This is a genomic window from Solidesulfovibrio fructosivorans JJ], from assembly GCF_000179555.1.
GTDB classification, from domain to species: Bacteria; Desulfobacterota; Desulfovibrionia; order Desulfovibrionales; family Desulfovibrionaceae; genus Solidesulfovibrio; species Solidesulfovibrio fructosivorans.
The window spans coordinates 80,548-102,230 of sequence record NZ_AECZ01000001.1 but is presented as its reverse complement, the minus strand read 5'-3'; the positions used below and the strand labels follow the sequence as shown (position 1 = coordinate 102,230).

At 63.8% G+C, this 21,683-nt stretch carries 20 protein-coding genes; 7 read left to right on the top strand and 13 right to left on the bottom strand.

The features are described 5' to 3' along the window. Positions 1-771: 771 nt before the first annotated feature. The 3 genes from DESFRDRAFT_RS00495 (at position 772) to DESFRDRAFT_RS00485 (ending at position 3,253) form a co-directional block, all read left to right on the top strand. Positions 772-1,470 carry a LexA family transcriptional regulator gene (locus DESFRDRAFT_RS00495; RefSeq protein WP_005990066.1) on the top strand — a complete coding sequence of 233 codons (699 nt, stop codon included), beginning with the start codon at positions 772-774 and terminating at the stop codon, positions 1,468-1,470. Between the two features lie 269 nt (positions 1,471-1,739). Next, a complete protein-coding gene (locus DESFRDRAFT_RS00490) occupies positions 1,740-2,420 on the top strand; it encodes a LexA family transcriptional regulator (RefSeq protein ID WP_005990064.1) in 681 nt (226 codons plus the stop codon). A 179-nt stretch (positions 2,421-2,599) separates the two neighbouring features. Beyond that, positions 2,600-3,253: a hypothetical protein gene (locus DESFRDRAFT_RS00485; RefSeq protein ID WP_005990062.1), complete on the top strand. Its 654-nt coding sequence runs from the start codon at positions 2,600-2,602 to the stop codon at positions 3,251-3,253. 21 nt (positions 3,254-3,274) lie between these two features. Here DESFRDRAFT_RS00485 and DESFRDRAFT_RS00480 read toward each other — a convergent pair whose 3' ends face one another. Further along, on the bottom strand, positions 3,275-4,000 hold the full coding sequence (locus DESFRDRAFT_RS00480) for a rhomboid family intramembrane serine protease (RefSeq protein WP_005990060.1): 726 nt from the start codon (positions 3,998-4,000) through the stop codon (positions 3,275-3,277). Then, a complete protein-coding gene (gene coaE, locus DESFRDRAFT_RS00475) occupies positions 3,997-5,649 on the bottom strand; it encodes a dephospho-CoA kinase (protein WP_043793499.1) in 1,653 nt (550 codons plus the stop codon). The genes DESFRDRAFT_RS00480 and coaE overlap by 4 nt, the downstream gene beginning before the upstream one ends. A gap of 126 nt (positions 5,650-5,775) precedes the next feature. Between coaE and DESFRDRAFT_RS00470 the strand changes: the two genes are divergently transcribed. Then, positions 5,776-6,756, top strand: coding sequence for an MDR/zinc-dependent alcohol dehydrogenase-like family protein (locus DESFRDRAFT_RS00470; protein WP_005990056.1), 981 nt, complete (start codon positions 5,776-5,778; stop codon positions 6,754-6,756). Positions 6,757-6,948: 192 nt separating this feature from the next. On the opposite strand, the gene DESFRDRAFT_RS00465 is transcribed toward DESFRDRAFT_RS00470, so the two are convergent. Then, positions 6,949-8,154, bottom strand: a complete 1,206-nt coding sequence (locus DESFRDRAFT_RS00465; protein ID WP_005990054.1) for a radical SAM protein — start codon at positions 8,152-8,154, stop codon at positions 6,949-6,951. A gap of 193 nt (positions 8,155-8,347) precedes the next feature. Between DESFRDRAFT_RS00465 and DESFRDRAFT_RS00460 the strand changes: the two genes are divergently transcribed. From DESFRDRAFT_RS00460 to DESFRDRAFT_RS00450, 3 genes are read left to right on the top strand one after another with little or no spacing between them, the layout of a single operon-like run. Then, on the top strand, positions 8,348-9,151 hold the full coding sequence (locus tag DESFRDRAFT_RS00460) for a ParA family protein (RefSeq protein WP_005990053.1): 804 nt from the start codon (positions 8,348-8,350) through the stop codon (positions 9,149-9,151). After that, a complete protein-coding gene (locus tag DESFRDRAFT_RS00455; RefSeq protein ID WP_005990052.1) occupies positions 9,148-10,164 on the top strand; it encodes a hypothetical protein in 1,017 nt (338 codons plus the stop codon). The genes DESFRDRAFT_RS00460 and DESFRDRAFT_RS00455 overlap by 4 nt, the downstream gene beginning before the upstream one ends. A 23-nt stretch (positions 10,165-10,187) precedes the next feature. Then, positions 10,188-10,454 carry an amphi-Trp domain-containing protein gene (locus DESFRDRAFT_RS00450; RefSeq protein WP_005990051.1) on the top strand — a complete coding sequence of 89 codons (267 nt, stop codon included), beginning with the start codon at positions 10,188-10,190 and terminating at the stop codon, positions 10,452-10,454. Positions 10,455-10,552: 98 nt separating this feature from the next. Here DESFRDRAFT_RS00450 and DESFRDRAFT_RS00445 read toward each other — a convergent pair whose 3' ends face one another. The 10 genes from DESFRDRAFT_RS00445 to DESFRDRAFT_RS00400 form a co-directional block, all read right to left on the bottom strand. Next, complete coding sequence (locus DESFRDRAFT_RS00445; RefSeq protein WP_005990050.1) at positions 10,553-11,251, bottom strand: aspartate/glutamate racemase family protein; 699 nt, start codon at positions 11,249-11,251, stop codon at positions 10,553-10,555. A gap of 170 nt (positions 11,252-11,421) precedes the next feature. After that, complete coding sequence (gene rpoD / locus DESFRDRAFT_RS00440; protein ID WP_005990049.1) at positions 11,422-13,188, bottom strand: RNA polymerase sigma factor RpoD; 1,767 nt, start codon at positions 13,186-13,188, stop codon at positions 11,422-11,424. Then, a complete protein-coding gene (gene dnaG / locus DESFRDRAFT_RS00435) occupies positions 13,181-14,905 on the bottom strand; it encodes a DNA primase (protein ID WP_005990048.1) in 1,725 nt (574 codons plus the stop codon). The genes rpoD and dnaG overlap by 8 nt, the downstream gene beginning before the upstream one ends. A gap of 304 nt (positions 14,906-15,209) precedes the next feature. Then, a complete protein-coding gene (locus DESFRDRAFT_RS00430; protein ID WP_005990047.1) occupies positions 15,210-17,555 on the bottom strand; it encodes an endonuclease MutS2 in 2,346 nt (781 codons plus the stop codon). A gap of 21 nt (positions 17,556-17,576) precedes the next feature. Then, on the bottom strand, positions 17,577-18,023 hold the full coding sequence (locus DESFRDRAFT_RS00425) for a GatB/YqeY domain-containing protein (RefSeq protein ID WP_005990046.1): 447 nt from the start codon (positions 18,021-18,023) through the stop codon (positions 17,577-17,579). Continuing rightward, on the bottom strand, positions 18,023-18,223 hold the full coding sequence (gene rpsU, locus DESFRDRAFT_RS00420) for a 30S ribosomal protein S21 (protein ID WP_005990045.1): 201 nt from the start codon (positions 18,221-18,223) through the stop codon (positions 18,023-18,025). The genes DESFRDRAFT_RS00425 and rpsU overlap by 1 nt, the downstream gene beginning before the upstream one ends. A gap of 153 nt (positions 18,224-18,376) precedes the next feature. Next, positions 18,377-18,562: a hypothetical protein gene (locus DESFRDRAFT_RS00415; protein WP_005990038.1), complete on the bottom strand. Its 186-nt coding sequence runs from the start codon at positions 18,560-18,562 to the stop codon at positions 18,377-18,379. A gap of 21 nt (positions 18,563-18,583) precedes the next feature. Beyond that, positions 18,584-18,886, bottom strand: coding sequence for an HU family DNA-binding protein (locus DESFRDRAFT_RS00410; protein ID WP_272913114.1), 303 nt, complete (start codon positions 18,884-18,886; stop codon positions 18,584-18,586). A 188-nt stretch (positions 18,887-19,074) separates the two neighbouring features. Continuing rightward, positions 19,075-19,926, bottom strand: a complete 852-nt coding sequence (rsmA, locus tag DESFRDRAFT_RS00405; protein WP_005990033.1) for a 16S rRNA (adenine(1518)-N(6)/adenine(1519)-N(6))-dimethyltransferase RsmA — start codon at positions 19,924-19,926, stop codon at positions 19,075-19,077. After that, positions 19,923-21,587, bottom strand: coding sequence for a glycosyltransferase family 4 protein (locus DESFRDRAFT_RS00400; RefSeq protein WP_005990031.1), 1,665 nt, complete (start codon positions 21,585-21,587; stop codon positions 19,923-19,925). The genes rsmA and DESFRDRAFT_RS00400 overlap by 4 nt, the downstream gene beginning before the upstream one ends. Between the last annotated feature and the right edge of the window lie 96 nt (positions 21,588-21,683).

Here is a 21,683-nt window from a genome sequence, read left to right as displayed (position 1 = left end):
CGATAGTCCGCCCCCTTGTCGATACGATGATGACCCATGGCATGGTCATCGGATAATACGCTATTTTTTAAAGGAAAATTTCGTTGCCAGGTGAAGCGGTTCCCTTCGGAAAAATGAGGATTCTCTCCAAAGACCTCTGGAAGGCAAGGGCACGAGGCAAAAACCGGCCGGCATCCCTGCGCACCCGACAAACATGAACTTCTCCGCCTCAAGCCGGCCCCGCGCGAAGCGCAATCGGGCCAGCCGCCTTTTACACGTCTTCCCCCCTGGGGCAGACGTGCCGTCAAGCCCGAAAGCGCGATGGAAAGATATACACGGCACCACAGTTGCCAAGGCAAAGGAGAGTCCCCGTTTTCAGGCGCATCCTACAAGGAAAAGGACCGCCGGAGCGTTGTGTATGCCACGACCTGCCGCTAACAAGCCAACACTGCCCCGGATTCGCATCAGTCTAATTCGCCTCAAAGCCGGTTGGTTTTCCCTGTGCCGCATGTATTCTTGACTTATACTTTATCAGCATCCATAATATTGTACTTGTGTCTATCCTGACATGTATCGACTCCTATGCCACCTCAAAATGACGAAAAAATTACCCCCAATAAAGATGAATTGTTTTTTGGGCAGCCGTTGCCGGTCGATGCCGCCGGATAACGGATGTGTGGCAGAGGCAATGCGGAACAACTGACGTAAATGCAATATTCGCCACAAGAAAAGCGCGCGTAAGCGCCATCTTCCCGCGAATATCAGGCAATAAACGATGTGCTCGGAGGCATTATGAACGAAGGGATCCCTCAGGAAACCATCAATCGCTTTGATGAGGCATTCGACCGGATCAAGCAAGCGACCGGCATGCGCACGCAAGTGGAAATCGCCAAGCTGCTCGATATTCGGCAGTCCAGCATTTCCGATGCCAAGCGCCGCCAATCCATTCCGGACAGCTGGCTGATCAAACTGTACCAGATATACAACCTCAATCCCAACTGGATTATCGACGGCGAACAGCCGCAGTTTCTCGGCGAGAAGCGTGGCGGCGCCCTGCATGTCCGGGAATCCGGCGACGGCTATGGCCGCAAGCCCAAGTATTACCAGATGCCTGTGGCTCCCATGTCCGCGCCGGAACCGGAACAGCAAGACGAAACCGTCACCATCGCCGAAACACTGGCCGTTCCGGAACAGTTCCACAAGCCGTCCCTCGTCATCGTGCGCATGGACGAGAGCGACATGGAACCGGTCATCCACCGCGGGGCCTATGTCGGCATCGACAAGGACCGCAGAACCATTCGCTCCGGCGGCTTGTACGCCCTCGATATGCCCATGGAAGGCCTGATCATCAAACGTGTCGTGCATGACGCCGAAAACAGCCGGCTCATCTTGCGCTCCGAAAACCAGACCTATGCCGATCAGACCATTCCCGCCGACGGTGCGGCCGATCGCGTTGTCGGCCGCGTCACGTGGGTTTTCCAGGAACTGTAGTTTCACACCCAAGACGCCGCCACGTCCCACGGCAGCGCCGGGAACAGCACAAGGCTTCGCCTGTTCCCGGCTCGTCCGCTGGGATGTTGCTCCTTCACCAAACCGCCTTTTCTTTTCTTTGTCGGAGTGTTGGCGATGCAGAAATGCCGGCGCGTTGACGCTTTCAGGAAAATCGCGTATCAATCATGACTATTACAATAGAAAATCAAGTGTTGCCATAATCCCCATATGAAACCTGCCATGCATAACACCGCCATGCAGGAGGCTGCGTGAAGCCCGACACCTTCGAAGACGCTTATGCCAGGATCCAGGCGGCCACAAAAACCCGGACCCAGACTGAGATCGCAAACCTGCTCGGCATCAAGCAATCCAGCATTTCCGACGCCAAAAAGAAAAACACCATTCCCGACGGTTGGCTCATCACGTTGTACCGGGCCTGCGGGCTGGAACCCGACTGGATCCTGTATGGCCAGGAACCCGCGTCCAGGCGGGCTGGCTTCAACTTGGCCGACGGCGTGGCCGGGGTGCGCGAAACCGCCAACGAATATGCGGCCGCGCCCATGCGCGCGACTGTGTACGCCATGGCCCGCACCAATTCCGAAAGCGGCTCCTGGATACGGGAAAGCCTGGAGAGCATCCCGCTTATCGAATCGCTGTCGCGACCGCACCTGCTGGTGGTCAAAATGGACAATGCCGGCATGGAGCCGGTCATCCGCCACGGGGCCTATGTCGGCATCGATTGCGACGACGTCCGCCTACGCACCGGCGAAATCTATGCCCTCGACTTTCCCGGCGAAGGGCTCGTCATCAAGCGCGTCGTGCGCGACCTTGAAGCCAAGCGCCTCTCCCTGCTCCCCGATAACCCTTCCCACCCCGCGCAGCATCTTCCCCTGGAGACCCCGGGAATCACCCCCATCGGCAAGGCCGTTTGGGTGATCCAGGAAATCTGACCGCCCTTTCCTCTTTTGCAGGCCCCTGCTTGACCGCCTCCCGAACGGAGACGGCATTTTTGTTTTCAATTAGAAAAGGTTTACATTTTTATTAAAAGGATTATTTATGAATTAATATGAGTAAATATATTTACATATAAATCATTCGTGCTTATCTTGTGAAAAACTCGAGGGGTTACATGGGACAAGAAGCACGTGATTCCATTCTCGCCCGATTGAAGACCGCCCTTCGCACCAGAGGTGCGAAAGACGCCGTCGACCGCCTGGACCTGATTACATGCGCCCTGACGACCGAAATGGACGCCGCCGCCTTTTACGCTTGGGTCATGCGCTATTGCCGCGAATACGACCTCGATCCGGATTGGGTTTTCGACGGGAAGGGCCGGGATGCCCCTCCCGATTGCCCGGTGGCCATGACGCCTGTTTTCGCCATGAGTTCCACACATCCCCGCACCGGACGCTGGCTGTTGCGCGAGATCGAACGCATCGCCCTGGCGCCGCGCATCGTCGGACCGAGCCGGTTCGTCATTCGCATGGACAGCCCGGCCCTGGAACCCCGCATCCGCAAAGGTGCCTACCTCGTGGTGGACACCCGCCGGGATGCCGTGGACGGGACGGATGCCGCCCTGCCAACCAGGGAAGAAACCGTACCCTTTGCCATGGACATTCAGGGCAAAGGGTTGGTGGTGCGCATGCTGCCCTACGGGCAAGGGGCGGACCGGAAGATCGCGGGGAAAGACGACAGCCTGGCCGTCGAGGATGTCGTGACCGGGGACATCGCGGGGCATGCCCGCATCGTGGGCCGTGTCGTCTGGGTGGCGCAGACGTTGTAAGAAGAAGGCCGGGGAGCGTCCCTACCCTTCCCGGTCGTACCGCCTGTTGCGGGGATCGAAGCAGAAGGCGCAGCCGCGCGGCAAAATCCAGCGCACCAGCCCAAGTCCGGCGACGAAACCGCCGGCGTGGGCCCAAAACGCCACGCTGTCCGCCCCGCTGCCGCCGACCGCGCCGCTGAGCCCGGAAAGAAGCTGGATGACAAACCAGATGCCCAGAAAAACCACGGCCGGCAGTTCGATGATCCAGGGAAAGATGAATATCGGGATGAGCGTCACCACCCTGGCCCGGGGAAACAAGCGAAAATAGGCCCCCATCACCCCGGCGATGGCCCCCGAGGCCCCGATCACCGGCATGGTGGCGTTCCAGTTGAAAAGGATATGGGTCCATACGGCGATCAGGCCGCAGGCCAGGTAGAACAGGGCGAACCGCAACGGTCCCAGCGCCTCTTCCACATTGTCGGCGAAAATCCACAGCACCCACATGTTGAGCAGAAAGTGCAGCCAGCCGCCGTGCAAAAACATGTAGGTGACCATGGATTCGTAGCCGCCCTTGGGGTAGCCCATAATGGCGGCATAGGCCGGGTCGGTGTAGCGGGCCGGGACCACGCCGTAGATATGCAGGAATTCGAAAAGCGTGCGGTTCGGCAACAGCTGCTCGAAAAGAAAAAGCAGCGCGCACAGGGCGATGATCGTCCAGGTCACGAGCGGCCGTCGGGAACTCGGCACATTGTCGCGAAGCGGGATCATGCCGCGTCCCAGGGAACGCTCCCGGGCCCCGGGGCATATCCCCGTTCCCGCAGCCACCGCAGGCGATCCCAGGCGTCCCCGCGACGAAGCGCGGCCAGTCCGGCCAGGACCTCACGCCCCTGACGCGCCAGGGCGTCCCGGTCCCCGTCATTGTCCACCACGAACCGGCATTTGGCGAGCTTGGCCTCCTCAGGCCACTGCCAGCCGTCCATGCGGTCGGCGAGATCCCCATCCCAGCCGCGTCCCCCGGTCAGACGCTCCCGGCGCGTCCCCAAGGAACAACGAACCCCGACAACAAGGTCCGCCACCTCCCGCCATGGCCAGCCCGATTCGAACAGCAGCGGCACCTCGGCAAAGGCCGCCCGGACAGTGGCATTTGCCTCCAGAAACGCATCCAGCTCGGCCCGGACCAGCGGATGCACCAGCTCCATGACCTCGCGCCGAAACGGTTCGCTTTCGAGCATGCGCCCAAGCAACCAGCGTTTATCGACGGAACCGTCCGGGGCCAGCGCCGCCTCGCCGAAACGCCCGGCCAGCATATGCGCTCCGCCCCCCTCGGGAGCGTAGAGCCGCCCCACGGCCGCGTCGGCGGAAAAAACCGGATAGCCGGCAGCCTCGAAGACCCTGAGCAAGGCCGACTTGCCGCAACCCGGCATGCCGACCAGGCCCACCCGCTGGCAGCGCCGGCCGAGAAGCAGCACCAGCCGCCAGAAATCCGGAGGCGGCGGGCAGCGGTAAGCGCATGTCTCCCCGGTGCCCGGATGGGTGAAGGACAGCTTCCAGGCATGGAGCATCTGGCGCGTGGCCAGCCCGGACAAAACGCCGGGCCGGCGCTTCCAGTCGTTCTGCCGCGACGCGCCGTAAACCGCGTCACCAACAATGGGATGGCCGATGGCCGCCAGATGCACCCGGATCTGATGGGTGCGGCCGGTGAAGATGTCCACTTCAAGCAGGCTCGCCGCTGCGTCCGGCGCGCTCCAGACCAGCCGCCACCGGCTTCTGGCTTCGCGCCCGCCCTTGGCCACAACGGCCATTTTGGCCCGATGTTTGGGATCGCGGCCGATGGGCAAGCGGATATCCCCGCCGTCCCGCTCCGGCCGCCCATGGACCAGGGCCAGATAGGTCTTTCGCACCCTGCGCGCCGCGAAATCGGCGGCGAGGGCCTGCCTGGCGGATTCGGTCAGGGCCACGAGCAAAAGCCCGCTCGTATCCTTGTCCAGGCGGTGGACGATGCCCGGACGCTCGCCGGCCATGTCGCGAAGCTGCGGGAAACGGTACAAGAGCCGATTGACCAGGGTGCCCTCGGGCAGTCCGGGGGCCGGATGCACGGTGAGCCCGGCCGGCTTGTCGAGCACGATCACGTCCGTGTCCGCATGGAGGAGTTTCAGCGCCCCGGCCTCGGCCTCCGTCTCGCTGGAAAGCGCCGGCAAGCGCAGGCCCAGCGCCTCGCCGCCGCGAAGCTTGGTCCCGGGTTTACGGCAGACCGCGCCGTCCACGGTCGCCCGCCCCTCCTCGATGGCCGCCCGGACCCGCGCCCGGGTGACATCCTCCCCCGCCAGCCGGGCGGTCCAAAACACATCCAGCCGCGTGCCCCGCCCGCCGTCCGTCGCCGGATCGAAAACCGCCTCGCATACCATATCTTGTCGCATCACGCCTACGTCGCCTCGAAAAACGTCCGTTACCGGCCCCGCGCCTCGGCGCAAGGCCAATTGAGCAAACCGTATGAAAGGGTTAGGTTGTTTTCCCCGATTGCGCCAGACAAAAAGGAGCCGCCCATGCAGGCTGTCGTCTTTGAAAACGGAAGCGTATCCATGGTGGAGCGGCCCGATCCCCGGCCGCGTTCCGGCGAAGCGCTGCTCGAGGTCCGCATGGCCGGCATCTGCAACACCGATCTGGAGCTGCTCAAGGGCTACATGGGCTTTTCCGGCATCCCGGGCCACGAATTCGCGGCCGTCGTGGCCGAGGCCCCGGACCATCCGGAACTGGTCGGGAAGCGGGTGACGGCGGAAATCAACCTGGGCTGCGGCCATTGCCCGACCTGCCTGACCGCCGGGCCGCGCCACTGTCCCAACCGCACGACCCTCGGCATCGCCGGCAAGGACGGCGCCTTTGCCCGTTACGTCACCATGCCGGTTTCGCTGCTCCACGAAATCCCGGACAACATACCGGACAGCGAAGCGGTTTTCATCGAGCCCCTGGCCGCCGCCCTGGAACCCGGGCAACAACTCCATCTCACCGCCGACATGTCCGTGCTGGCGCTTGGCGACGGCAAGCTCGGCATCCTGTCCGCCTGCGCCCTGCGCCACCAGTGCCCGGACATCGTCCTGGCCGGCCGGCACGCCCGCAAGCTGGCCATCGCCGCCGCCCAGGGTGTGGCCACACGCCGCCACGACAGCCATGACGGCCTCGCCGCCGCTTTACTCGAGGAATTCGGCCGCTTCGATGTGGTCATCGAGGCCACGGGCCGGCCCGAAGGCCTCGCCCATGCCCTGGACCTGACGCGCCCGGAAGGGACCATCGTGCTCAAGACCACCACCTTCGCCCCGACCCCGGTCAACATGGCCCGGGTGGTGGTGGACGAAATCACCCTCGTCGGCTCGCGGTGCGGCAATTTCAAACTGGCCACGGCCTTTCTGCGCGACAGGCTGGTGGACGTCTCGCCGCTGATCGAAGCAGCCTATCCCTTCACGGAATTTCCCCAGGCCATGGCCGCCGCCGCCCGCCCGGGCGCGCTGAAGGTTGTGGTGGAGTTTTAAGGAAGGGCGGAGCCTCTCCCGGACCTCTCTGGGGGAAAACCTTTCTGAAGAAAGGTTTTCCCCCAGGCCCCCTTTCCCAAGACTTTCAATAGAATTCGGATAGTAATGGTCGCGCTTGCGCCTATTGAAAACTTGGGGAAGGGGAGAGCGCGAGAGGGGATAACCCTTTAAAGGGTTTCCCCTCTCGCATTCTCACTCCCCCCTCTTCCACTCTCTTCTCCCATCAAATTGACCGCAAGCGGCGAAGTAGCGCAGGTCCTTAAGCCAGAGCAGGAGTTGGCGGCGGTCGGCATTGAGGAGGCGCGTCCAGCCCGAGGGGATGGATGTCAGATCGCCGAGCGGTCCGAGCAGTTCGCTCGGGTCGCGGAAGCATTCCCAGTCGCAGGCCCGGCAATGCGGCTCGCCGCCGAGATTTTCTTCGGAGAGCTTCCAGAACGGTCCCATGTTTTCCCCAGCCCGGTAGCCGCAGGGGAAGCAGTCGCCATGCCGGTCCACATAGAAAAAGCTCACCCCGCCGAGACAGGGACGGGGCGGCTTGGATGGTTGGCCGTATTGCCGGACCAGGGCGTGGACCGCGCATAGCGGCGTGAAAATCCGCAAGTCGCTTCGGTGGCGCGGCACGGTGTCGCGCAGCGCCCGGAAAAGCTCGTACTTTTCGGTGTTGGAAAACGTCACCCGCGCATCGGAGGCCGTGGCCGCGTACACGGCCGTGGCGCCCTTTTCCCGATCCGTATCGCTCATGGGGTAGCAGCAATTGGCCATGGTGAAGCCAAGGGCGGCCGCTTTTTCGAAAAAATGGCCGATCTGCGCGCAGGCGGCGCGGTAAAGCGCCTCGCCTTCGCCGCGAAGGGGCCGCGGGCCGCCCATGAAGCGGTTGAGCGCCACGTTGGCCGTGGGAAAAAGACCGTGGGCATGGAAGATGGGAAGCGCTTTGGAAACCCCTTCCACCATGCCGGGGTGCCCCCGGTTGGCCTCATGGGTGGCGGAATCGGCGGAATCGAGGCTGATCCAGAAATTGCGCACCGGGGTCCTGGCCAAGTTTTCAGCCAGACGCGTGACCCGGTCGGTGAAGTCGGGTGCCTGGGGAGTTGCGAACTGATAACCGTTGGTGCCGGTTCGCAGGTAGGTGATGCCGGCCCGGCCGGCGTAGTCGAGGAGCGTAAAAAGCGTCGATCCGGTCAGAAAGGGCTCGCCGCCGGTAAAGGACAGAGCGGCCACGCCCAAGGCGGCGCAACGGTCGATGATGCGTTTGGCCGTATCCAGGTCCATGTCGCCGCGTTCGCCGCCGGCCGTCACGCGCATGCCGCATTGGGCGCAACGCGCGTTGCACCGGTTCGTGATCTGCATGACGACCTGTCGCGGCCTTCCCCGCCATCGCAAGACGCGCAGTATGGGCATGATTCTCCTTTTGTCGGCCGGCCTGGGCGGCATATGTACTGCAACAACCGGCGACACGGCTCCATAGCCGGCGGCTTGAACCGCCTTCTTTACGGAAGAATGACGATCCGGCGACAGAGGATCGTCTGGAAAACGTGGCGCATTCCACAACCGCTGTCTTCAAATCGTAACACAACAAAGGCATAGTTGGCGGATGGACGTCCAAGAACCCGGCGTGTTGCGCATCGCCTGCTGCAACCACAAAGGCGGCGTGGGCAAGACGACCTGCGCCGTGAATCTGGCGGCCGGGCTTTGTCGCGCGGGCTGGCGTGTCGTGGTGGTGGACGCCGATCCCCAGGCGCACCTGACAGCATCGTTGGGCCTGCGCGATCCCGGGGAAGAAGGGCTTGCCGCCGTGCTCGGGGGCGACGTCCCGGTCTCCCGGCACCTGATCGAGGCCGACGGCCTGCGCGTCCTGCCGGCCGCCGCCCGGCTGGCCACGGTGGAGACCGAACTCTCCAGGCGCGAAGCGCCGGAGACCCTCCTGGCCGCGGCCTTGGCGGATCTGTCCGACTGCGACGTCGTGCTTTTCGATTGTCCGCCGCATCTCGGGCCGTTGACACGGCAGGTGCTCGGCGCGGCCACGCGGGTGATCGTGCCCATGACGCCCGACTATCTGTCCATGCAAAGCCTGGCCTGGCTTATGGGCACGCTGTCCGAACTGACGGGAAACGAACATGCCGGCCCCTCGGTGCTCGGCATCGTGCTCAACCGCTTCTCGGCGCGAAAACGCCTGCACCGCGAGGTCAGGCGCGCCGTGGCCGGGCATTTTCCGGACCTCCCCTTCGAAACGCCCATTCGTGAAAACGTGTCCCTGGCCGAGGCGCCAAGCCATGGCCAGGATATCTTCCGCTACGCGCCAACCAGCGCCGGTGCCCAGGATTTCGCCGCCGTTTGCCGGGAACTCGCCCGGCGCGCGGGCGAACCGGCCAACACGGCGAAACGAGGTGCAAAATGACCGCCCGCTCCCGACTCGGCCGCGATCCTTTAAGCGGCGTAACCCAGCCCGAAGCCAAGAAAACGACCAAAGCCACGACGAAAAGCACGGCGAAAAAGGCCGCGCCCCAAAAGACCGCCAAGCCCAAGCCGGCCAAGGTCGGCACTACGGCGAAAAAGACCGCCCCGGCAAAGCAACAGCCGACGCCCGTAGCGCAATCCGCGCCGGAAAAAAGCCCCGTCGAACCGCGTCCCATCTCCGAAAGCGTGCTCACGCCCGATGCACCGCCGGAAACCGTGGTCGCCGCCGGTTCGCGAGCCGATACGGAAATCCAGCCCGTTCCCCAAAGCAGCCCGGTGATCGCACCGAAGATCGATCCCGCCACAGCCGGGGAAATACCGGAACCGCGAGCGACGGAAACCGTTGCTCCGGTCGAGCCGACGATGAACGAAGCTTCGCTGGATATGGCGGACACTCTCGCGGTGAAAACAGCCGCCTCGGCCGTCCCGCCGGCCGAGGCGATCCAGCCGATCCCGCAAAGCATGCCAATGGCCGAGTCGACCTCCCAAGCCGCTCTGATGGCCGAACCGGCATGCCCACCGCTCCCGACCGACGGGCCGCCTCCGGCCGAAGTCTTTTTGCGCGGGGTGGTCGAGGGCTTGGCCCCGGCCGGAGGCCTCGTAACCGATGTGGAGGTGGACCCGGACACCTCCGCCTTGCCGGTGGAGAAACTCTTCTATTTCAGCCACGTTCTCCAACTGCTCGTCAGTCCCCTGGAGCGGCCGGCCGAGCCCGGACGCAAGCCGGGCGACAAACGCGGCCCGGTACCGGCCCTGTCCGTGCGGCTGCGCACCATCGGGCAAAACCGCCACAGCCTGCGCATCTACGACAACGGCCTGTTTTTCGGGCGCTATCTCCCGGATGTATCCCTGGATATGGAAGCCCTGCGCCCGCTTCTGCTGTTCGTCATCAAACGCAACGGTTCGATTCTTCTGAAACAGGGCAAGGGCGTCGAATTCGAAATCATCGGCTAGAGCCGCAAGCCAAGGAGCGCGTCATGGAAAAAGAGAAAAACAAGCTCAAGATCGAAGGGGTGATGCAGCTGACCGAGGTCATCGCCAACCTGGAGAAGCTGGTCGCGGACATGCAGTGCGGCAAGGTGACCCTGGCCGCCGGGGACGAAAGCCTGACGCTTGCACCGTCGGTGCTGGTCAACGTGGAGATGAAGGCTTCCCAGAAAAAGGACAAGGAGAAGTTCTCCCTGGAAATTTCCTGGAAGAAGCACAAAGAGATCGAAGGATTCGCGGATACCGCCGACGCATAGGCATCCGCCGAAATATTGGACAGGCAAACGGCCGGGGGGCGACCCTCGGCCGTTTTTGCGTGACCAGGCCATTGGCCCCGAGCAGGCGTACTCGGGTACTACTCTCCCTTCGTGCCCAGGGACCAATCCACGGCATAAAGGCTATGCACGAGGCTGCTGCTCAAAAGCGGCAGGGACGAAGTCGACAACAGCACGGGAAGCTCGGTGCAGCCGAGGATGACGCATTGGGCCCCGCGCCGGCCAAGCTCCCCGATGATCCGGTTGTGCTCGGCCCGATCCTCGTCGGTGAATTGATTGCGGCACATCCGCTCGAAAACGGCAGTGTTGATATAGGCGCGATCCTTCTCCTCGGGCACGATGATGCGCGCCCCGGACTTCGCCTCGATGCGTTCGCGGTAGAAGCCCTCCTCCATGATCGGCCGCGTGCCGAGAAGCGCCACGACGGAATAGCCTCCGGCCGTGATCGCGGCGGCCAGGGCGTCGCCGATATGCAGAAACGGCTCGGGAACGCGGGCGGCGACGACATCGTGGACCTTGTGGATAAGGTTCGAGCACAGCATGATGCCGTCAACGCCGGCGCGGTGCAGGCTCTCCGCCGCCCGGCCCAGAATGTCTCCGGCGGCGTCCCAGTCGCCGGCCTGCATCGCCGCCGCCAGCTCGGCGAAATCGATACTGGCCAAAACGAGCCTGGCCGAGTGCAGTCCGCCCAGGCGGCGCGCCGTCTCCTCGTTGATAAAGCGGTAATAGTCGACTGTGGACAGCCAGCTCGTTCCGCCGATAAGGCCGATAGTTTTCATGTACTGCCCCTTCTTTCTTCTCGAAAATGTCCGGTCACTTTTCTCCAGCGCCCCGTTCGTGTCAATATTTCCCTCGCACCGCCTCAAAGGCCGGCGTCTCCCCCGCCTATCGCGCAAAAAAAGGGCAGGTTCCGAAGAACCTGCCCGCTTGTGGCGTAAAAGATGCGGCCTTAGCCTTCGTAGTACGACCGAAGATGCTGGCTGCGCACCGGATGGCGCAGTTTGCGCAGGGCCTTGGCCTCGATTTGCCGGATACGCTCGCGGGTGACGTTGAAAAGCTTGCCCACTTCCTCGAGGGTGTGGTCGGACTTCTCACCGAGCCCGAAGCGCTTTCTGAGCACCTGCTCCTCGCGCGGGGTCAGGTCGGAAAGCACCTTGCCGATCTGCTCGCCGAGCTTGGTGTTGACCACTTCCTCGGCCGGGGCCAGGGCCTTTTTGTCCTCGATGAAATCGCCCAGGCTCGAATCCTCTTCGTCGCCGATGGGCGTCTCCAGGGAAATCGGCTCCTTGGCGATCTTGAGCACCTTTTTGACCTTCTCCAACGGATAGTCCATGCGCTCGGCGATCTCTTCCGGGGTCGGATCGCGGCCGAGCTCCTGGACAAGGTAGCGCGAGGTGCGGATGAGCTTGTTGATGGTCTCGATCATGTGCACCGGGATGCGGATGGTGCGGGCCTGATCCGCGATGGCGCGGGTGATGGCCTGCCGGATCCACCAGGTGGCGTAGGTCGAGAACTTGTAGCCGCGCTGGTACTCGAACTTGTCCACGGCCTTCATGAGGCCGATGTTGCCTTCCTGGATCAGGTCGAGGAATTGCAGGCCGCGGTTGGTGTACTTCTTGGCGATGGAGACGACCAGGCGCAGGTTGGCCCGGATGAGCTCCTGCTTGGCCCGCTGGGCGGCGGTGTTGCCCCGCTTGATGCGCCACAACACCTCTTCCAGGTCGTGGACGTGGTGGCAGCACTTTTCCTGCAAGCGGTCGAGAATCTCCATCTTGGCCGTAAGCATTTCCTTAAAGGAGAAAAGCTCCTCCACCGTGAGCCCCAGCGACTCGGCCGCGACCATCGGGTTGACCTCCCGGGCGTCGAGCTGGGCGAAGAGCTCCTGGATTTCCGACTGGGACTTGCCGACGGACAGGATGTAGGCCGACAGGTCGCGCTGGCAGTTGTGCATCTGGCGCACATAGTCCTCGACAATCTCAATGATGCGGTCGATCAGCGTCTTTTCGAGCTTGATGTCGCGAAGCCGCACCACGATCTCTTCCTTGAAGACCATGATCTCCTTCTGGATGCCGGCCACGCGGCGATCCAGACAGGCGCACTGGTCGAGCTTGCTGTAGATCTTGCGCTTCTTGCGGAAGGAGACCTTGACCTCGTCGAGCAGGAAGATGACCCGCTGGCGCTGGTTCATCTCGTCCTCGGACGGATCGTCCTCCTCGATGGTCTTGACCACGTCTTTCAGCTTGATGCGGCCGATTTTCAGGTCCTCGCCCACCTGGATAAGCTCTTCCACGGCCACCGGCACTTCGACCAGGGCGTAGAGCACGTCCATTTCGCCGTTTTCGATCTTCTTGGCGATGACCACCTCGCCCTCGCGGTCGAGCAGCGGCACGGCCCCCATCTCGCGCAGGTACATGCGCACGGGGTCGGTGCTGCGCGAGGAATAATCGAGGGTGTCCTCGCTTTCGGTCAGTTCCAGATCGGCGTCCGGGGCATCATCCGGCTCGGCGCTGGACGCCTCGACCTTACGGCCGTCCTTGTCGGTGTCCACGAGGTTGATGTCGAGCTGGTCGAAGATGGCGATGACCTCTTCGAGCTGCTCGGGGCTTATCACCTCGGACGGCAGGGCCTTGTTGACCTCGTCAAAGGTGAGAAAGCCTTTCTGCTTGCCTTTGACGATAAGGCTTTTGATCTGCTGGATTTCCTTGAGATTACTCATCTCCCCTCCCGGAAAGGGCCTGTAGTTCCCCCAAAAGCCGCAAGGCTTCGGCGTGCGCTCCCTGTTCCTGCGCCCGGCGCAACGCGTCCATAAGCACGCGCCGCTGGTCGCGCTCACTGCACTTGTGGAGAAAAACGCAAATATCCTCGTAAATCGCCGCGGCCTCTTCATCGCCTACGGCCGGCTCCAACTGGGCCTTGGTCCAAAAGGCCGTCTGGGCCGCATCGAGCCGCGTGGCCAGCTCGTCGGAGCCGCCCCCGAGCAGTCTGGCGAAAAAATCCCGGGCCGCCTCCGTGGACAGTCCCTCGGCCATTCCCGCCCCGGAAAGCGTTTCCAGGTAATCGGGACGGCGCACGGCAAACGACAACAACTGGGCGTCGCGCGGGGACATCTCCAAGGCCCGCCGCCGCTTGACCGCCACTAAAGCCGGCTGGCGCCCCGGCCGGGAAACGGCCTCGCCCAGAAACCGGCGCAATTCGATTTCAGCCAGCCCCAGCCCCGCCGACACCCGGGGGATGAAAACCGCCCGCAGCGCCTCGTCGCCAAGGCTCGCCAGAAATTCCACCGCCCAGGCCGCCATGTCCTTGGGCGAATAGGTCTCGCGCACCACGCGCAAACAAAACGTCAGCCCGTCCTCGGCCCGGGCCAGACACTCCTCGAACCCGTCGCGCCCTCTGGCGTGGAGCAGGCTGTCCACATCCTCGCCGTCGGGCAGCGGGACCACCCGGCAGGCTCCGCCCAGGGTCAAAAACATCTGCGCCGCCCGAAGCGCCGCCTTGCGTCCCGGCGGATCGCCGTCAAAAACGAGATCCACCTGCTTGGCGAACCCGGACAGCCGCTTGGTCTGCTCCGTGGTCAGCGCCGTGCCGAGCACCCCGCAGGCCTCGCCGTAGCCGAACTGGTGCAGCGTGATCACGTCCAGGTAGCCTTCGGTCAAAAGCGCCCGCCGTGACTTGGTCATATGCGGCCGGGCTTCGAACAATCCGTAAAGGTGCTGCCCCTTGGTGTAGATCGGCGTTTCGGCGCTGTTTAAATACTTGGGCTCGCCGTCGCCCATGATGCGCCCGCCGAAGGCGATCACCCGCCCGCCGCCATCGCGGATGGGAAACATGAGCCGGTCGCGAAACCTGTCCCAGACGCGGCCGTTCTTGCCCGTGCTCAAAAGCCCGGCCAATACGCCCGCATCCTCGGAAAAGCCGCGTCGGCGCAGCACGTCGCAAAGTCCCTGCCAGCCGGCCGGGCTTACGCCCAAGGCGAAGCGCTCGATCATCTCCGGGCTCACCTGCCGCCTGGCCAGGTATTCCCGGGCGGTCGCGCCCTCGGGCCGTTCCAACACATGCCGGAAGTAGCGGTCGGCCAGCTCGTGCATGGCCAGGCAGGCGTCGCGTTCCTGCTTGCGCTTGGCGGCGCGCGGGTCGCTTTTGACCCGGCCGATATCCACGCCCACTTCCGCCGCCAGCCGCTCCAGTCCCTCGCGGAACTCCAGGCCGTTTATGCGGCAGTAAAAATCAATGACGTCACCCGAGGCCTGGCAGCCGAAACAATGGAAAAAACCCTTGTCCGGGTGCACGTTGAACGAGCCCTTGGTCTCCTGATGAAACGGACACGCCCCGACCAGCCGGTTGCCCACCGGACGCAACGTCACATAGCGCCCGACCACCTCGGCAATATTGGCCCTGGCCTTGACCGCCGTTACCACGCTTGCGTCATGTTTCACGGGCGAGACGCGTGTGGGGGAAAGCCCTTTTTTGAAAAAAAAGGGCTTTCCCCGCGCCCCCTTCCCGAAGAAACCTTGACCGGGAGTACAAGGGGGGACGAAAGGTTGGTCATTTCGACCTTCGGTTGCGACGCCATGTCCCAAACAAGCCGCCAACACGCTTCCAGCAGTGTAAAAATAAAAATTTGTTCCCCTTTCATACCTCAGGAGAGACATGCTCCCTGGGAAAAAGTTTTTGAAAGGGGTCCAGGGGGAAACTTTTTTCAAAAAGTTTCCCCCTGGCCGCCGGAGGCTCTCTGCCCGCCTATTTCAATGTCACCATGGTCATGCCGTCGCCGCCGCGGTCCTCGGGGGCCAGGGCGAACGAGGCGACCTGGGGATGTTCTTTCAATAACCTGTGCACTTCGCGCCGCAGGGCACCGGTTCCCTTGCCGTGGATGATCTCCAACTCGCCGTGCCCGCGCAAAAGCGCCGCGTCGAGGAAAGCGGCCAATTCGATTTCGGCCGCGTCGGCGCGCATGCCGCGCAGGTCGAGCACGAGTCCCAGCCCGGAAGCCGGGGCGGTTTCGCGCGGAGCCCTGGCGACCGTCACGCCTCCCGCTTTGGCGGCCGGGGCATTTGCCGGGGCCATATCCGCCGCCGGCACCCACAGGCTCACGCCGCCCACCTCGACCTTGGCCGCCTGGCGACGCATATCCTTTTCCCGGACCACGGCGGTTTTGCCCCAACTGATAATGCGCACGGAATCCCCGGGCGCAAGGGCGTCCAGATCGAGCGCCTTGGCCGGGGCTTCTTCGCGCTCCTGCAAGCCGGTTATGGCACTGCCTTGTTCAATAAGTCTTTTTCTCGCATCGGCAAGGGCTTTCTGGGCTTCCTTGCGGCCGAGGCGACCGGCTTCGTGGCGTCGGGCGATCTCGCGGGAGAGGTCGCGAATCTCCTCGACCAGGGTATCCTGGGCTTTCCTCAAGTTCTCCTTGAGCTTCGCCACCCGCCCTTCTTCCTCGCGGCGCTTGGCCGCGATGGCCTCGAGTTCCCGCTCGCGGCGCAGGGCCAAGTCGTTGAGCCGGTCGAACACCTGCCCGGCGTCACCGCCATCCAGGAGCAGATACCGGCCGGCCCGCTCCAGAAGCTCCTCGGGCAAGCCGTGTTCCCGGGCCACGTCCAGGGCGATGGACGCGCCGACCTGATCGTAGGCCAGGCGGTAGACGGGCTTCTTGGTGGCCGGATCGAACAGCATGCAGGCGGCGCGCACGCCGGGCCGGGACAGGCCGTAGGCCTTGAGCGCCGGAAAGTGCGTGGCCGCGGCCAGATAGGCGCCCTTGTCGAGCAGCCCGTCGACCACGGACTGGGCCAGGGCCGCGCCTTGCGAGGGGTCCGTGCCCGCGCCGAATTCGTCGAGCAGCACCAGGGTGTCCGCGTCGATGTCCGGCCAGACGCGGGAAAGGTGGCGGATCTGGGCCGTGAAGGTGGAAAGATGATCCTCGAGGCTTTGCTCGTCGCCGAGAAAGACGAACACCTTGCGGAAATACGGCAGCCGGCTGCCCTCCCCGGCCGAAACGGGCAGCGCGGACAAGGCCATGATCGCAAGCAGCCCCAATGTCTTGAGGCAAACCGTCTTGCCGCCGGCGTTGGCCCCGGTGACGATAAGCCCCCGCTGCTCCTCGGCCAAGACCAGGTCCTGGGGCATGACGCGCGGCTCGGCCGAGCCCCCGGCGGCCAGGACCAGCAGCGGATGGCGCGCGGCAAGCAGATGCACGGGCAGTCCCTGTCCCACCTCGGGCAGCGCGCCGCCGAGGCGGTCGGCCAGGGCGGCCTTGGCCCACAGCACGTCGCAGGAAACGAGCAGCCGGTAGGCGGCGGCCACCTCGCGTCGCTCGTCCCGGGCCAGGCCGGTCAAAAAGGCCATGACGCGGGCTTCGGCCTCGCGCTCCTCGTTTTTCAGTTCCTGAAGACGGTTGTTGGTCTCGACCAGGAAAAAGGGCTCGATGTAGACGGTCTCGCCGGTCTGGGAATAGTCATGGATGATGCCCTGGACGCGGCCCTTGAAGTTGGCCTTGAGCGGCAGGACGTAGCGGTCCGAGGAGATAGTGACGTAGTCGTCCTGTAAAAAAGGGCCCATCTCCTTTTCGCCCACGAATTCCTTCACCCGTGTCATGATGGTCTGATGGATGGCGCGGATTTCCTGACGCACGGAAAAAAGCTCGGGCGAGGCTTCGTCGCGCAGGCTTCCGTCCTGGGCAAGGCAGCGGGCCAGGGCGGCCTGGGTCTTTTGCGGCCAGGGCGCGCCGGCCACGACGTCGCGCAAAAGCGAGGTTCCGGGTTCGCCCTTGCCGAGCGCTTCGCGCAGGGCGGCCACCTGCCCCAACACATGGCCCAGGGCGACCAGGGCGTCGAGATCCAGGGTGCGGCGCTCGCTGTCGAGGACGGGGAAAATCGCCTCGATGTCGGGAAAAGGGGTGAAGGTGAAGGCGGCGTCGCGGCGCAACTCGACCGCTTCGGCGAGCTTTCGTTGCTCGTCGGCCAGGACCTTGGGATCGGCAATGGGGGAAATTTCCCGGCAGGCAGCCGCCGCCGGTTCGGAAACGGCCAGCGCGGCCAGCCGTTCCAAAACCTTAGGAAACTCCAGCAACGAGAGGGTTCTGGATTCCATAAGAAAAAAAGGGAAGCGCTGTCAGAAAGTCAGGCGCGCCTTGACGGCCCCGCTGACCCGTTTGCCGTCGACCCGCCCCTTGTGAGCGGCGAGCACCGCCTGCACCACCCGGCCCATGTCCTTCATGCCGTGGGCATCCAGTTCGGCCACAGCGGCGGCAACGGCGTCGCCAAGTTCGGCGTCGGTCAAAGGAGCGGGCAAGTAGGCGACAAGCACCTCCAACTCCCGCTCCTCTTTTTCGACCAGGTCAGCCCGGCCCGCCTTGGCGAACTGTTCGATGGACTCGCGACGCTGTTTGGCCTGCTTGGCCAGGACATCGAGCAGCTCGTCATCGGTAAGCGGCCGCATAAGCTCCACCTGCCGCAACTTGGCGGCGGCCTTGAGCATACGCAGCACGCCGACGACGATCTCGTTCCTGGCCCGCATGGCGGCCAGATAGTCGGATTCGATTCGGGCTGTCAGATTCATTACATCATGTTGATTTTGCGCATTTTCTTAAGAAGGCGCTTACGCGCGGCGGCCTTTTTCTTCTTGCGCATGACGCTGGGTTTCTCAAAGTGCTGGCGCTTTTTCAGCTCCGAGAGAATCCCGGATTTTTCGACCTGCTTCTTGAAGCGGCGAAGCGCCACATCGAAGTTGTCGGACTCGTCAAGATACACTCCGGGCACGGACCTCACCCCCTCTTTGGGAAATCCCTATACGGCAAAAACGGATAACTATCCCGGGAACGCCCCTGCGTCAAGGGCTTTGATCCCGGAGCAAAAAAATCCGCCCGGCCGAAGCCGGGCGGATAAATGAAAGCCTGGCGTCGTGGCGTTGGATCAGTGCTGCTGCCCGTGGGCGCTGGCCTTTTGGGTGTCAATAATGGCCTTGATCACACAATAGCCCATGCCGGAGGCAATAATGAAAAGCACCAGATACAACACGCTAAAAAACACGAAGTGATCGGGTTGCCACCAGGGCAGGTCCTGCGGCAGGGGGCTGTGGACAGTTTCGCCGTGCAGCATGAAAATTCTCCAGGGAGGGTTTTATTGAATGGCGTCCTTGAGCAGTTTCCCGGGCCGGAATTTGACAACCTTCGACGCCGGAATGTTGATTTCGGCGCCGGTGCGGGGGTTGCGTCCGGTGCGGGCCTTGCGTTCGTCCACCATGAAGGTGCCGAATCCGGTCAGGGTGATCTTTCCCTCGCCGACCAGCGTGGCTTCAATAGCCTCGATAAAGGCGTTGAGCGCGCGCTCGGCGTTGGCCTTGGTCAGGCCGGTCTTCTCGGCAATTTTTCCTACCAGGTCAGCCTTGGTCATTAGTCCTCTCCTCCTCGGTTGATACGCCATCTGCCAGCAGGCGGCGTTAAGCTCCCGTAATCGCCCTGGCCATGCGGCGACAGCATGTGGAAAACCGGCCACCATCTCGCTCGCCTCCCCGTGACGAGGAAGGCCGGCCCGGCTCTGTCGCGCATAGCCGAAAAACCCGCCCGCATGCGGGGCGAGTGGGCAAAAGAAAATCGATTTACGTCCCAAAGTCAAGAGGTCAGGCGCATTTTCAGCATTTCAGCCAGTCCGGCGAGCTGCTTCGGGGCCAGGGTTTCCGGTCTGTCCGTCAGACGAATGCCCTGCCCGGCCAGCCAATCGTCCAGTTCCGGGCCGCGCCAAGCTTTCAGGATTCCTCCCAACTGCTTGCGACGCTTGGAGAAAAGAGTTTTAAGCAATTTGGCCAGCGCCAGGGGCTCGGCCGGCCGGTCCGAAAGCGGCAGCGGCGTCATGGCCACCACGGCCGAATCCACCTTGGGGCGGGGCCGGAACACCGTGGGCGGCACCTTGAAGCAGTAGGCGACCCGGACATGGCTGGCAATCCAGGCGGAAAGCGCCCCATACTCCCGGCCGCCCGGCCCGGCGCAAAGCCGAAGCGCCACCTCGTGCTGCACCATGAACGCGGCCCGCGTAAACCGTGTCGCCCCGGCGCACAGGTCCCACAGAAGCGGCGAGGCGATGTTGTAGGGCAGGTTGCCGATGATCCGCACGTTCCCGGAAAGGCGGTCGAGCCGGCTCCAGTCCTGTCGCAAGGCGTCGGTCAGGGCCACGGCGAGGGAAGGATGGGTCCGGGACAGATGCGCCGCCAGCTCCCGATCCTTTTCCAGGGCCAGAAAAGAGCTTGGGCCGGCGGCGGCGATAAGCCCGGTCAGCGCCCCCCGGCCGGGACCGATCTCGATGACGGTGTCTCCGGCGGCAATGCCGCAGGCGGAAACGATCTTGGCCGCCGTGTTGGGGTCGCTCAAAAAATTCTGCCCCAGGCTGCGCTTGGCCCGGGCGAAGGACTCCCCCGCCCCGTCCGCCGTGGGCGCTTCGGTCGCGGGCGAAAAGGACTTGCGACTCATGCCGTCTCCTGCCGTTCCAAAAGATCCTGCTTAAACGCCCAGACGACATGGTAGCGGGCGGCGGCCGCGTCGAGCTCCGGTTCGGCCGCGGCCAGCCGGGCGGCAAGGGTCAGCCCCGGGCAGCCGGAGCGAGACAGAAAAAGCAGCGTGCGAAGGGCGGCAAGCGAGATGTCCCCGGCCATGCCCGCATAGATGACCGGGAAATCCTGTCCCCGGTAGACGGCCCGGCCGGCCCGGCTCCAGGTGAGCCGCACGGCGTCGGAAAGGATCTCGCTGGGATAGCCGGCGAACACCTCGCCGTAAGCCAGAGTCTGCGGATGGCGCAGGTCCCGAAGCGTCTCGCGGTCGGGCGCGGGGGCATGGGCCAGACCTTCCCACAAGGCGAGATGGCGCTCGATCACCGTATCCCAGGTAAATTCCCGACGAACCCGGCCACGCCCGGCCTCGCCCATTTCCCGGCGCAGGCCGGCATCGGCCGCAAGCCTCGCCAGCGCGTCCGCCAGCGTCGGCACGTCCACGGCCAGTCCCTGGGCCAGGGAGAGATGGGTATGATTGTCGTAGCAAAGCGGAGCCAGGACGTCGCGCTGCCGCGTATCCGGCAGGCCCATGGTCGGGACAAGGAACCCGGTGCGGCCGGAAAGCACGATGTCGCGGTAGCCGTCGTAGTCCGAGGCGACCACGGGAAGCCCGGCGGCCATGGCCTCGAGCAGCGTCAGGCCGAAGGTCTCCTGGGGATTGTCGGCCAGGGAGACGAAAATATCGGCCAGGGCGAAAAGCGCGTGCTTTTCCTGCTCGCTCGGCCGCTTGATCAGAACGAAAGGCAGGTTGATGTTGGCGGCCAGATTCACGAGCACCTGCAAAAACGGCCCGGCGTCGTCGTCGGTCCAGCCCGCCGCCACCAGGCACAGCGACGCGGGGTCGATCCCCTGGCCCGCAAGGCGCTGCACGGCCCGGAAAAGCGGCAGCAGATCCATCTTGGAGCTGTGGGAGAGCCGGCCGAAAACAAGCATGACCGTCGCCCCGGCGGCGATCCCGTGACACGCCCTAACCTCGGCGGGATCGAAGCCCGCGGCGGGCCGCCACTCGTCGAGGTCCACACCGAGCGGAATGCGCGCCACCTCCGGCCCGGGATGCGTGTCCGGGGAAAGGCCGTAGCCCCGGCGCAGGCTCTCGAAAATGCGCGTCACCACGTCCTGCCCGGCCGTGGAGGTGGCCACAACCGCGTCGCGGCGGGTGGTTCCCGGCCACAGGTGGGCCAGGAACTCCCGGCCGTAGGCGGCGTAACTTAAGGAATGGGTGGTTCCGGTGATAGGAAAGATATTTCGGGCTGTGGCGTTGCGCAGGGCGGCCAGACGCGGCTGGGAAGTGATGCAGTCCGAGAGGTGGAAAACGGCGTAAGAGGTCGCGGCCAAGCTGGCCGGCAGGTCGCGACGTGTCAAAATATTGAACTCGCCGCGTCCGAACGCTTCCGGGTAGCGCGCCGCGAGCAGCCGTTCCTGCATGTCGCGCTCCCGGGGCGAAGGCATGAAGAAATGGTATCCGTCGAAGGGATCGGCCCGCAACAAGGCGTCCAGAAAGCCGGCATTGGCCACTTTTCGGCCCATGACGGCGCCGGATTCCACGAAAGGATCGAGGGTTGCGAAAAGGCGCGGCGCGGACATAGGGGGGACGGAGCCACACCCAGGCCGTCTTGTCAATCGATGCGGCCCAAAGACCGTTGGCCTCTATCTTGCAATTAGCGAATCGGGAGCCCGCCC